15 protein-coding genes are annotated in these 13339 nt (G+C 32.1%); all 15 read right to left on the bottom strand.

Translation table 11 applies throughout. From position 1 onward, the window contains the following. Window position 1: 1 nt before the first annotated feature. The 15 genes from ACQKNX_RS08215 to ACQKNX_RS08145 all read right to left on the bottom strand — a co-directional run bounded on the left by ACQKNX_RS08215 (window position 2) and on the right by ACQKNX_RS08145 (window position 13146). Window positions 2-499 (bottom strand): hypothetical protein, encoded by a 498-nt coding sequence (locus tag ACQKNX_RS08215; protein WP_427428470.1) that lies wholly within the window; start codon window positions 497-499, stop codon window positions 2-4. Between the two features lie 83 nt (window positions 500-582). Continuing rightward, complete coding sequence (locus ACQKNX_RS08210) at window positions 583-1551, bottom strand: hypothetical protein (protein WP_427428469.1); 969 nt, start codon at window positions 1549-1551, stop codon at window positions 583-585. Between the two features lie 31 nt (window positions 1552-1582). After that, window positions 1583-2341, bottom strand: a complete 759-nt coding sequence (locus tag ACQKNX_RS08205) for a hypothetical protein (RefSeq protein ID WP_427428468.1) — start codon at window positions 2339-2341, stop codon at window positions 1583-1585. Beyond that, window positions 2338-2883, bottom strand: coding sequence for a hypothetical protein (locus ACQKNX_RS08200; protein WP_427428467.1), 546 nt, complete (start codon window positions 2881-2883; stop codon window positions 2338-2340). The genes ACQKNX_RS08205 and ACQKNX_RS08200 overlap by 4 nt, the downstream gene beginning before the upstream one ends. Next, entirely contained in the window at window positions 2880-3551 is a 672-nt protein-coding gene (locus ACQKNX_RS08195) for a hypothetical protein (protein WP_427428466.1), read from the bottom strand. Before ACQKNX_RS08195 ends, ACQKNX_RS08200 begins: the two co-directional genes overlap by 4 nt. Beyond that, window positions 3538-3795 carry a hypothetical protein gene (locus tag ACQKNX_RS08190; protein ID WP_427428465.1) on the bottom strand — a complete coding sequence of 86 codons (258 nt, stop codon included), beginning with the start codon at window positions 3793-3795 and terminating at the stop codon, window positions 3538-3540. Before ACQKNX_RS08190 ends, ACQKNX_RS08195 begins: the two co-directional genes overlap by 14 nt. Beyond that, window positions 3792-4184, bottom strand: coding sequence for a hypothetical protein (locus ACQKNX_RS08185; protein ID WP_427428464.1), 393 nt, complete (start codon window positions 4182-4184; stop codon window positions 3792-3794). The genes ACQKNX_RS08190 and ACQKNX_RS08185 overlap by 4 nt, the downstream gene beginning before the upstream one ends. Window positions 4185-4195: 11 nt before the next feature. Continuing rightward, window positions 4196-4663: a hypothetical protein gene (locus tag ACQKNX_RS08180; RefSeq protein WP_427428463.1), complete on the bottom strand. Its 468-nt coding sequence runs from the start codon at window positions 4661-4663 to the stop codon at window positions 4196-4198. 72 nt (window positions 4664-4735) lie between these two features. Then, window positions 4736-5752, bottom strand: a complete 1017-nt coding sequence (locus tag ACQKNX_RS08175) for a hypothetical protein (RefSeq protein WP_427428462.1) — start codon at window positions 5750-5752, stop codon at window positions 4736-4738. A 52-nt stretch (window positions 5753-5804) separates the two neighbouring features. Then, window positions 5805-6335, bottom strand: coding sequence for a hypothetical protein (locus ACQKNX_RS08170; protein ID WP_427428461.1), 531 nt, complete (start codon window positions 6333-6335; stop codon window positions 5805-5807). Between the two features lie 34 nt (window positions 6336-6369). After that, on the bottom strand, window positions 6370-7779 hold the full coding sequence (locus ACQKNX_RS08165; protein ID WP_427428460.1) for a hypothetical protein: 1410 nt from the start codon (window positions 7777-7779) through the stop codon (window positions 6370-6372). Window positions 7780-7839: 60 nt separating this feature from the next. Beyond that, window positions 7840-9333, bottom strand: a complete 1494-nt coding sequence (locus ACQKNX_RS08160; protein WP_427429170.1) for a hypothetical protein — start codon at window positions 9331-9333, stop codon at window positions 7840-7842. Between the two features lie 68 nt (window positions 9334-9401). Next, a complete protein-coding gene (locus ACQKNX_RS08155; protein WP_427428459.1) occupies window positions 9402-11150 on the bottom strand; it encodes a hypothetical protein in 1749 nt (582 codons plus the stop codon). A gap of 10 nt (window positions 11151-11160) precedes the next feature. Further along, on the bottom strand, window positions 11161-11991 hold the full coding sequence (locus tag ACQKNX_RS08150) for a hypothetical protein (RefSeq protein ID WP_427428458.1): 831 nt from the start codon (window positions 11989-11991) through the stop codon (window positions 11161-11163). A 39-nt stretch (window positions 11992-12030) separates the two neighbouring features. Beyond that, window positions 12031-13146 (bottom strand): HNH endonuclease, encoded by a 1116-nt coding sequence (locus ACQKNX_RS08145; RefSeq protein WP_427428457.1) that lies wholly within the window; start codon window positions 13144-13146, stop codon window positions 12031-12033. Window positions 13147-13339 lie beyond the last annotated feature (193 nt).

Genomic DNA, 13339 nt, shown 5'->3' with positions numbered 1-13339 from the left:
GTTAATTAACCAACTTATCTACAACTTTTAAATTATTTAAATTCTCATTTTGAGGATTACGTTCAAGCTCATTTGCGATATCTGTACCCAATTTCACAACATCATTCATTCTGTCTAACACTTCATATACTTCAGCAGGATCAAACATATGGTCTAGGAAAATACGATACAAACCAGTTTCTTCAAGTTCATTTTTAGTTTTGAAATGAATATCAAATGGTTTTTTATCTAACTCTTCTTTTAGTGAAGTAAAATGCTTAATGACTAGGAATTGTAAGTATTGCATAATCTTATCGTCTGAATTTAAATTGTCTATTTCATTTTCTTGACAATACGTAATAGTTATAAATAATTCTTCTAATGTTTGATTAATTTTTTTCTCTGAAAACTTAGGGTAGTATTCGATAAAAACATCATCTTCTTTGTCTAAGTAAAACTTCTGCTTTTTGTGTAATTCTTTAACCCGTTGTTTCACATCAGAAAGTTTCAATTTTGCCATTTAAATTCTCCTTTTCTCCACTTATAATTAAAAAAGGGCATACCAATCGGTATACCCCGATATCAAATTATATAATTATTTAATTAAGATACAACAACCTCAATTACATCCGTATAAGTACCGTCGGATACTTTAACATTTGTTTCACCTGTACCAATTGCAGTAATTTCACCATTTACAAATTTCGCAATTAACTCGTCATCGGATGTAAATGTAAGATCACTATTCTTCATAATAACATTACTGTAACCGCCACCACGAAGACCTAATGTGAGGACAGCTTGTTTTTCACCTACTGCTAATGTAACTTCAGAAACATCAGTTGCTAATGATGATACTTTGACAGTTGTACCGTTTACAGGGAGCCATTTTACTGTTGCATACATGTCATTATCTGTTAAAGCCTTACCATTCAATGTGAATTGTGCTACGCTGTCGTGTGCTAAGTTAACTGACAAAGCTCCATCTAGCTTATAACGAGGAACTTCAATTTGTTGCTCATAAGCCTTGTCTCCATCAGCATTGAAAATATCTGAAATTAAAACTAATTTATAAGATCTAGGGAAGTCATTCGCACCAATAGTAAGTTCATCAACCTGTGCATTGAATTGGTATACTACTTTTAATTCTTTATCAGCATAAGAAATATCTGTAATTTCTTTTCCTGTTGGAGTTTTCGTAACGTGGTTTGCAGGTGATTCTACATACACATTACCAATTGGTGTTTGAGATAAAGTGCCCTTACCAGTAGAATCGAAAGTCACTAATTCTTCAGTAAAGTACTTACTCATTTTATTCTTAACTTCTGAACCTGTTTGTAGTGCTAAATAAACAGGGGAGAAATCTGCGGCTTCAATTTGGAAAGCTAAAACTTTTTGGTAGTTATATACAAATTTAAGTTGAGATCCTCGTCCTGCATTAAGATCAGTTGATTGCATTGATTGTTCCATACTTGAATTTAATAGTGCTTTAGCTTTGATAACAAGCGTATCACTTGATGAATCAATTAATAGTGCGTCTGCCGTTGAAACAGCAAAAAGATTTTCTGTCATAATAAAATTAACCTCTTTCGTTTTATGTATTTTATTTACTTACTATTCCATTGTTTTTGTTAATCTGTTTAAGTTGTTCTCCAGTTAAAACAATATCATCATCAGGATTTTTATCTTTGATATGATCAAGCCAATGGGGTATTACTGTACCTTCTTTGAATGAAACCATTCCAGAATATTGAGCATTTTGAAGAACATCAGCAGATTTAATTAAGTCAATTCTTTCTAATTCTTTTCTAAATTGATAAATAGTTAAATTTTTTATCTCATCATAAGGTAGTTTTTGAACACACCTATATGCAATAATTTGTTGTTCTAAGTCTGCCATTCTTCCATTACGTTTTGACAAATATGCTTTTGCGTCTGCTTTTGCTTTATCAAAGTCACTTCCTAGTGAGTTATCCTTAGTGTCTATTAAATTTTGGATTGCTATAATTTCTCTAAATTTATCAAAATCACGTTCACGTATTGTGTAAGTATCATCTATAGAGATAAAAATTTTATTCTTTTCATCTAAATAAAATTGAATATCGTTACCTCTTGTGGTCAGTTTGATTAACGTAATTAACTTATCAGATAAATGTTTTGCATCTGGATTCTGACTTAATGCAATTAGAAATGACAAATATGACATCTTAATAATTTTTAGGTCACTCATAGAATTTTTAGGAATTAATAAACAAGTAGAAGCTTCATAAAGTTCAACTATGCTCTCCATTTTCACAGGATGTATTGGAGTGTTATTTATGTATTTAGGCTTACCGTATACATTATCTAAATCAATCATCATGTGTGTGTTCTCTTTGGTGCTTCTTGTAATGAAGTAGTCGTATATGCAAGTTTGTATCCTATAAATCCTTTAGGAGTGTTGTTAATAGGGGAGGAAAATGCCAAAATAAAATCCCCAACATCGGTAATCGAGTTGAGGAGTAGTAATTCATTTATCCTGTCACAAATCCAAGTCATACGAAAATCAACAATATCAATATCTACATGTACATACACATCGAAATTATAAATCTGGTCAGAAGCGTAAGGATTATCTTGTAAGCGTCTAGAAGAACCACTATAACTTGTTTGAGGTTTACGAGTACCTGTGTAAAAACAAATGCGTGACATTTTTGAATCTAATACTAAATCGTAGGTTTTATCCGAAGGTGTCAATACTTTTGAGATGATATCATATTTATTAGTTTTACTGAGTACATCTTGTTTCGCCTTGTCCAACGGATTATCAAGTGCGTTTTTAGGAACATAATGAAGAAGTCTAAGTAGTTCTTCATCTGTTGTTAATTGCTTGTATAGCTTTTCTAAAGATTCCTTTAGCTTCAATCAATTACCTCCTCACCAGAATTAGCTCGACCTTCACGTTCACCAGTTATTCTTAATATTCCTACTTTGTTAATCGATGATGATGGATCAATACGAATAATACGATATGTCTCGTTATATAAATCGAATTGTTCGTTAAGCTCAATAGAAGGGGCTTCAGTGTATGGTATAGTAACCATTACTTGATTCGCTAACAAGTTTACAGGTTCGTTCACATCAGCAATAGCTGTAGAAGCATCATTCATTTTTACTACGCAAGGTAACTGTATAACTTCTCCTGTAATAATGTCATAAACAGGTCTATCTAGAGTATCTACTCCGACTTGAATCTTTTTATCTTCTAGCTTAACAGGATATCTAGCACTGCATAAACGAACCTCTGCTTTTCTATAAATTCTATTGTCTTCTGGTTTAGTTACAACTAGCCAATATTCATTGTCATATTCAATTAAATTTCCTCGTTCAATGTCAACAATATGACCAATAACTTTCATACCTTCTCCGTCGGCATCCCATTTTTGACTCATTAAAACTTTTGCTAATTTATCGTAATTGATTTTAACGTCATAAGCTGAGTATCCATTTAATGAACGATTTAATAAGAATAAGGAGTCATTTTCTATCTTCTTAGTTACGTCGATACGATGATAATTGCTAAAGTCTCTCATCTTCATCACTCACAATCAGTAATTGATAAGGAAGGCGACCTAAACTTCCACTGACATCTAAGATGTTATTTTTGATTTCAAGTAATTTATCATTTGAATCTAAGGGTACTCCCATATAATCTTCAATTAGGTGTAAAGTGGCGTTATTTTTTCTTTTAAGAAATCTTAAATATATCTGAATCGGTTCCAGTCCATCTGGAAAGAAATCATTTTCAATATCTACTTTTATGTTTTTATAATTCATATGAAATCCTCCATAGCATTAAAAATGATTTCATCTATAAGATTTTCTTGTTCCTTAACAGAATTATTTAACGAATCCAATTGAGTTTTAAAATTCCTTACACCAACATCTGCGGAAAATGGATTATATAACTTTTCGTAGAATACTTTTGAATTAGTTAATTGAACTAACTTTATGTAATGTGCTAAGAGAATTAAGTCATCTTCATTTGATAATCCCTCTACTATTTCAGATGCAAAATTACATACTGCCTTAGTTCTCATTCGGTTATTTAAAAGTCTTGATGCATTTTGAATAACCGATGGAATTTGATCAGGGTGAGGGAGGTCTATGTCTTCAACCTTATAATTTTCTAAAAACGTCTCCCAAATTAAATCGAATGTAAGCATATTTTCACCTACTATTCTGCTTCAGTTTGAATTTTAATCCATTCTTCAATAAAGTCATTTTTACCCTTCGGCAAACCTTCTCCATCTGTATTTAACTCATCAGCGATTTGCTTAATGAACATTTTTTCAGAACGAGAAGTAACTTTTTTAAGTTCGGATTTCATCTTATTAATATTACCTTTTAACAGTTTAGTTACATCTTCACGAGTATGTGAGTTGTTTTCGTATTCCTCTTTATCTGGGATATAAGCTTTAATCTCCTCGACGTTAGGTTGCTCATCTACAATACGTAATTCACCATCACGAAAAGTAGTTGTACTGTACATCAACCAGTCATATATTTCCTGCGGAATAGCTTGCGGAATTGTACGACCATTTTTAGCTCCCATAAAAGTAATAGATTTTTTAGTCAAACCATTGTCATAATTGACAAGAAAGTCACCTTGACGCACTCGTTCTAATTTAATTAAATTTGACATGTTAATAATATCCTCCTATTATCCATATATTTATAAGTAGGGGAGGTTTTAAATCTCCCCATTATGTATTTATTACAATGTTAAAGCAGTATCTTTCACGTAACCTACTGCATCACCTTGAACAAATTCAATAGCAACTTCTTGATTAAGGTTAATTTCTACACGCTTTAATTTGTGGTCAAAGTCAGTATATTGCTCTAATGCACCGAACTCGATAATTTTAAATGGTTTTAAGCCTACGCCACCTGCAAACATATAACCTTCGTTGACAGGTAATTCAGTCACAGTATTTTTAGAACCTGTTACGAATGGATTCACTAATGACACAGCAGTAGAACGTCCAATACGAGCGATGTTTAATGAATGTGCTAGTTCAGATTTTAAATCTTCAGTTAAGATTTTGCTGAATGTATTATCGGTAGCTTGTTGGAATGCGAAATGATCAATTAATGCAGTATCAGCAATAAATACTGATTGACCATTGCCGATACGACCAATAGTAGAAACTAATTTATTGTATTGAGCTAAAGTTAAGTTTGCACCATTTACAACGTTAGCTGTAGGGATATCACCATTAGCAACTGCCTCTGTGAATAATTTTGAAATTGTATCCCAATATAGACGAACCTTTGCTTCTGCAACATTGTTAACTAATTTACGGAAGTATTCTACATCTTCAGCAACTAGAGATTTTACCTCGTAGTAGACGCCTGTTTGTAGAGAAGTAGGAGAGGCAGTACGAGTTTCATCTCCTTCTACACGTACATGGTCGACAGAAGAACCATTAGCAGACCAAATCGCTTTAATTTTATGTTCTTTTGGAATAGTGTATTGGAATACAGATACACCTCCTGCATTTTGCATATCAGCTAATAGCGATAAAATTTCTGTAGCTTTTGGACGAGCAATTTCATCTGCTCTCTTAACTACTAAATTGTTAAATTGATGCAATTCATGTTGAGAAGGCATACCTCCACCAAACACTTCATTAATATATCGTTTTAATTCAACTTCTTCAGTTTCAGTTGATTCTTTTTCATTTAATACCAGTGTAAATAACTCATCTAATTTATCTGTTTTCCAAGCCATATTATATAATTCCTCTTTTCGTTAATTGTTATTGTGTATTTATTATATTAATTTATTGAATTTCAAATTTAACAGTAGGTTGACCAAGTGTGTATATGATATCTTTTTCATCAGAAATTACTGTATACTTGTTACCTGCTGTAGCAAAATCAGCGTGTGTACCGTCTGAAATAACATACTTTTTAGTACTTGTATCGTAGTGAGCTGATTGACCTGCTTTAATTCCACCAGAACCTTTGACTGCTGTATCATCGAAGTTTGAAGCATCGAAACGTACAAAAGGAATTTGCACTAAGATACGACCACGCTCACCTTTCCCATTGTAAAACTCACCTAAGTTTTCACCTAAATAACGTCGCTCAGGAGATGCTACTAGGAATCCTTTTTTAGTTTTATCAGATAGGGGAGTAGCGGTGCGTTCACCTTCTGCATTGAATCCTAATTCTACTAATGTAAAATTGTCTACGTCCGCAGTCATAATTGCACCGTGGGGAATATCTTGTAGGTAATCATGAGATGAAGTAACGTTACCTACAGTGTGTAAGTCTTTTTCTGTTAATGCTTTAAATGCTTTAGTTGCCATATTAATAATTTCCTCTTTTCTTAATTATGTATTTTTAATATTTATATTTTGAATTAAAATCATCATTCTCTACTACGTTGTTAAATTCACGTTTAGAAGCAATACCTGCAATAGCATTAGTCTGAATCTTAACTTTTTCAACTTTAATTGAATCGAATAGAATCTCATTTAATTTTAGTAACGCATTCTTACCTTCATCATTATCTTCAATAGAATTCATGATTAAAGTCTGAACTTCTTCAGATTTGAAAGCGTCCATTGCATTTACTGCATTAAATTTAGTCTCATACGTTTCGGTTTGAGTAGTCAATCTAGATTCACGTTGAGCGTTTAACATTTGTTCTTGGAAAGGCTTTAACTGATCAATTGTAGAATTTAAAGAGATGATAGTCTCAGTAGCACTGTTAAATTTAGTAGCTAGAGCGTCCTTTTCAGATTTAACTGTATCTAATTCAACTTGCAATTCATTTGTAATAGCTACCCATTCTCGTTTTTCTTTGACTTCGGCTTGTGATTCAGTGTCAATTATCACTGTTTCACCTGAGATGGTATAATTGTATTTGTAATACTTCCATTCATCTTCATACTCAACATGAACTATTGCATAACTCACAAATACATCAACTACCCATAACCATTCTTCGCCTTGAATATGTGCTTTTACTTGATCTCGAATTTGGCTACGAACATCATCGTGAGACAATTCGTTAAGTTGAGTTTTTGTCTCTTCTTCGTTAATCTGAGCGTCAGTATTATGTACTTCTTGAGTGTCGATATTTTTCTCTTGCTCAATTTCTTCGTTTGTTTCTAAATTTTCATCCTTAGTTTCTTCTACCAAAATATTATCCTCCTTATCCTTTTCTTGATTTATTGCTTGCGCTACCAACATATTAAATTCAGAAGTATCGATAATGGTAGCTGAATCATATGCAGGTTTAACTTTAGTACTTAAAATACAATGTCCATCAAAATAGATAGGCTTAAGATGGTATTCAATATCATCAATAATTGAAATATTTTTATACAAATATTCACAAGACATGTTTACTTTAGTGCCTTCTTCAATCCACTTATGTAGTAGGTCACAAGCATCTATAAATCGTGAGTACCACAATAGTCCATCAGCCATCAGTACTCGTTTCATTTCACCGTTTATTTCTATTTCTTCTATGTAACCTTCTGTAGAAAATACACCGATAGGAATAGTGTCACGCTTAATTTTCTTTTTACCGTCGACTACTTCTTCAACAAACTCGTGACTACCAAAATCGTCACCATTAAACTTTGTTACAATTGGCATATTCTTTAATGATTTAGAACCATCTAACGCAACATCTTCTGAAACAATAACTCCATTTCCAGACACTTCGAAATCCAAAATAATAAAGCTACAATACATTTTTGTAGGATCTTTTTCATCAAAATACAACCTATTTAACTGCATGTTAAAATTTCCTCTTTTTATATTCTCACCACCTTTAAAGTTTAATTTCTATGTATTTAATTATTTAGAAGTATTACCATCTGAAGCTTTACTTTTTTGAGTACTTTCATTTTCTATATCGCTATCTTCAGTAGTAGGGCGACCATTATTTTCTTCTGAATCAGAACTTTGGGTGTGACTTGTAGCAAATGGTTTCAAACGTTCTTGTAACTTTAATTCTTCAGTTTCATATAGAGTTTCTTGTAAATACGTTTCGAAGTTTAAACCTACAGCTTCAACAGGGTATTTAATTGACATACCTTTGTCATTTAACTTAAACATGTAGTCTACCTTCTCCTTAAGTGTCAGAGGCATTTCTTTATCATAGACAATGAAATAATTATCTTTTTCTTTATCAGGTAAGATTAAATTAAAGTACCTTTGATAAACTTCTGATTCGATATTTTCTATCATTACACCTAAACGTTTATAGAAAATTTCTAGGTTTAATTTAGCTGTAGCAAAGTTAGCTCCTTCACCATTTGTCATAGCTCCACTCATACCATAAGAAGATTTAATATCCGAATTGATTTGATCAAATTTATTACCATCTAATCCATCAGTATCTAAATCAGGGAATTCTAATTTTGCTGTTTCTGGAATTGTAACAACAGATACTCCACCATTATGGTTTTGCTCTAACGCTGACTTAACCCCTAAATGTATTTTTTGCTTAACTGCTTTAGGTAATTTATCGTTCGCATATTTTTCAGGATTCTTTTCGCTACCAATAGTTAAAACTGCAACAGCATTAATGATTTTGTTAGCAACAGATTGCTCAACATCTTTTAATTTTTTCTTATGTAAAACATCAAGCAAACCTGCTGTAGCCCAATTCGTACCTATAGCTTGATTACGTTTAGTAGTACCAGTACGTAGACAGAATGTACGCTCATAGGGTAATTCTTTATATCTGTTGTTAAGCGCATCATTCTGGTATTTGTCGTAATCTTCATTTGTGACAAAAGGGGATAAGTTGTTGAAATATAGTTTACGTTCTAAATCAGACATCATATCAAACCATGACATATCAACTACACATAACCATTCTCCATTATGATTACGTCCAATAGGGAATATATATTTCATATTGTCAAATACAAAGGGGTAGGGGGCTGATTTGTCCCCAAGAAAGATACCAATAACATTTCCTACAGTTGCATTTTGTTTCATTAAATCACGGGTTAAAGTTTTGTGTTTGATTTTATGCAATGATTTGTTTATTAATTTTAAATGCTTATCTGAATTTGTCCTTTTTTCAAATGATTCAATATAGAAATTCAATTGAGGCAACACTTCAACTAATTCAAATAATTGTCGTACTTCGCCATTACGTATGTAAAAGTATTCAGCTATATTTGCCAACTCTTCTTGGAATCTATCAGGACTTGAAAACATTTTCTTTAATTGTTCGGCTTCAATTTCTTTAATAATTCCTTCTTTAAATAGTCCGCCTATAAATCCAGATGCGTAATCCATTAGGTAGTCGTTATACGCATTAGTTTGAAATTGCATATCATTTACTTCATATTCCTTCAATATTTCACCTCCAATATAAAGTAGGGGAGTGTTGTGTATTTATTTCAGTAATAGACAATATCATCGTCTTCTTCGTAAACATTGTCTGTTTTATTTTTATTTTCTATTTCTAGCTCTCTAATAAAGTACATTCCATAACCTAAGCTTGTAACACGATCTCGCTTAGTGCCTTTAGCAATCCTGTTATATAGAATATTACTATGACCACTAATCTCTTGTTTAATGTTACTCATTTCTTGAACTAATAAGTCAGTATTAATGTGTGCGCTGAATTCATCATCAGTAATCTTACCTTGTTTATAATCAGAATCTACAAGTGCAGAACTAACAAGTAACCTTATACTCTTATCCTCGAAACAAGTCTTCATGTAAGTGTACATCGAGTTATTTAATTGATTTGTTGCAGAAATTTCTCTTATAAGAGGTACTGAATTTTTGATATTGGAGTACCTTTTTGCATTTTCTCCGTCAGGAATCAAAGGAGGAAACTCTATAACTTCTCCATTATCATTAGTATACTCCCAAGTCTCAGCTAACAAAGAAGGTAATGCCTCACCGTTCCCTCGAACGTCAATTACTAATTTAATAGTGTTATCATATTTCAAAAGTAATCTGCGTAGATAGTTAGCTTGTTCTGGTAACGACATACCGTTATGGGTTTTCATATAAACTAATTCTTTAACTAAAGAGCCATTGGGTTTTTCCTTGATCTTAATAACTGAAGTACAAGCATTATCACTATCAGGTCTATCTGAAATAGCTACGTCATGAGAAATTACATAGGAATTAATTGCTTTCTTAGGTTGCCTAACTTCAGCTTTAGATAAATTCCTCACACTTTCAGTTAAGTCATATGGATAATAACTATCGTTACTATTTCCAACAAAAACTGCCTCATACTCGTATGCGAATTTATCTGATGTCATACTAGGTTTAGATTTCTCTTTTAATATGTCATCTTCATAATAAATACCTGCGTTTACTCCTACTTGATAAGGGAGAGTACAAACGAAATATTCTTTACTACCTTTCATCATACTGTCATAGTGAGTCATGAAGCGTTGGTACAAGTTACATGTTTTTAAATATGCAGATGAAATATAGATAATCTTACCTTTTTCGATAGGCAACTTATCCCCATAAATCATAGACAGGTTAATGACAGTATTCCGCCTAGTCTTGGTCATCGGCACTAAAATTTCGGATATTATGTCATCTGAAACCAAACGTGCTTCATCGATTAAAATCTGCGAAAACCTCCATGAGCGAGCATTTTCACCATCGTGCCCTAATACAATTGCTCGTATCTCCGAACCATTCTTAAAAATTACAGAGCAGTCATCTGAACCTGTTTTAATATTCTCGATTTCTCGTTTAACATTTTCATTTTTATATAATTCACCTTTAACTTTTTGGACAATTACGTTACGGGATTGTTGTCCTTTGCCTGATGCTATCCCTAATTTTACTGATGGGTAAAGTATTGCGATACAAATGAAAAATACGGCTGAGAGATAACTTTTACCTAATCCACGACTTGCTATAAACATTGATTCTTCATGTCTAGCCATTGCTCGTAAAATTACACGTTGAAAAGGATATAACTTCAACCCTAAGATATTAATTGCGAATTCATCTACATAGTAACGGTAATATGATATAAACTTGACCCATTCTTCAATGTCTATTTCTTCTAATTTTGCAGGATCATAACTAGCTGAATTGTCGAAGTCATTGTAGTTATTATCTTTTATTTTTCTACTTTTATTACTATAGTTTTTGTAAGATGACATTCAATTCACCTCACAATGATTTCAAGATGTGACCAAAGTCATTTAACATTTTATCGATGTCATCTTGTTCAGTAGGGATATGTTCAGGAATAAATGTTTTAGTTTCAACTAATTCAAATACTCGACCAAAGCATCCTAATCCAACCTCATTTTGCCCACGTTGACTTTCGGAGAATTGAGCTGATTTAGAAAGTGTATCAAATACATCTTTAGCATCTTTATAACGCTTATCTGCTCCACTTACACCCTCAAGCACATCTCTGAAACAGTTATCCATATGTAGACTAGCTTTAGCTATTTTCTTTGCATAATCCTTATGATTTTCTGTAACAATTTTAAAATCTTTATGTAGTCCGTTAATATAACCTTCTAAATAATCTATTTCTGAAGGGGAGTACTCACCCATCCATTTCTTGTTGTACGTTTTATCATCTTTGTCATTGAAGTCATTTTCAATATCTGCTCCACTAGGCTCTGTGCTGACTGCATTATCATTGTTAGTAGATGCAAAATCACTGTCTTTCCAAGATAATGAGATGTTTTGAGGCATAGCAATATTTTTCATATATAATTTGAAGTAGTTAGATTTAGTATTTCTTGCTTCTGCTTCACTTATAGCAGATTCCCATAAATCCTGAATGTAGGGTTTATCTATCATTCTAAGTGCATCTTTAACTACTTCAATATTGTAATTGTCTGTTTCAGTTGGTTCTACATAGTTCCATATACAGACTTTACAAACTCCAACTTTACCAGTATACTTCATGAATTTAGAGGGGGATGAATAGAAATCTTCAGGCTTCTTTTCTTTTCCACAACAATTACATGTTATCTTATCCAAAATTAAAACCTCCTTACTACAAAATAAAAAAGACATCATTTATACGACATCTCTAAATTCACCATTTATGTATTTGCTCTCAAATTCATTGTATTGATATTCTGTATTATTTTTTCTACCGTATAAAGTATGAAAAAGTAAGTGACAATCTTCACATAAAGTTACTCCGTTATCCATATCTGTTCTACGTTCTTTACACCAATGATATCCGTCTTTATGGTGAGCTACTATTGAATAACCTCTATCTTTACAGCATTGACAAGTATAATCATCTCTTTCATACACTTGATTTCTCCATAATCTATATTCAGTATAAGATCGCTTATCTAATCTTTCTTCTTCTGATAAATCATGATTATAATTATGATGATTCTCACCAGAAAAAAGTTCAGATAAATATTTATTACTGCAATCTCTACACTTTACACCTTTTTGCATATCGTTGAATCTTATTTTGCCTTGTTTACCGCAAACACATATGTAATCTAATAACATTGATCCCTTTATGTACTCTTTAGATAGTAAAGTTAGTCCTTTTTCATCGAAAGCTTCCTTTACATACTCATATGAATGACGTTTTGATTCGCCAATAGCTTTATTCCTGCAATTATAGCATCTCAAACTTTTTGAAAATGAACTCAAAGTAGTTGAGTGTCTTTCTCCACACGAACATATAAATTCTAATTTAGTGTTTTTGTTTATGTATTCTTTCGACAATAATATGCAATTTGCATCATTAAACTTCCTACTTACATCTTCGTAACTCATTCTTTGATTATTCGCACATTTAGTACATTTACCACTTTTTCTAAATCCTAATAAGGACGACGTAGCTAAATTGCCACATCTACATATGTATTCTAATGGTTCTTTGTTATTTTTATATTCTTGAGATATAAGGATGCAACTTTTTTCTTCGAATATCTTTTTAATTTCTTTATATCCAATTCTTTTTTTATTTGCCGTTTTTATAAAGCTACATTTCCTACATCTGCTTCCTTTTTTAAATAGTTCAAATTTAATAAAGTTTTTTTCTCCACATTCACAAATGTAGTATAAACTTGTCTTAGAGTTAATGTACTCCTTAGATAGAAGGATGCATCCATTAGCTTCAAAGTGAGCTTTCACTTCTTCAAAACTGAATTTCTTAGCCATTCTTCATACATCATTCCTTTATGTATTTTTATTCCTAAAAAATAAAAAGAGTAGGGGAGTATAAGGAATGTGTACACTCATATTAGGCTCATGACTTCCTAATATTCCTACTCAATAGCATCTCTGCTTTATTGCATATCTACGAAGGAAAGGGGAGTAACCTTATTAGATATGCTAAAAGAAGAGTTGTTTA

Origin of the sequence: Lysinibacillus sp. NPDC093712, from assembly GCF_050280025.1 — a bacterium.
In the GTDB taxonomy this organism is placed as follows: domain Bacteria; phylum Bacillota; class Bacilli; order Bacillales_A; family Planococcaceae; genus Lysinibacillus.
The sequence above is the reverse complement of the archived record's forward strand: the minus strand, read 5'-3'. Positions and strand labels throughout refer to the sequence as shown.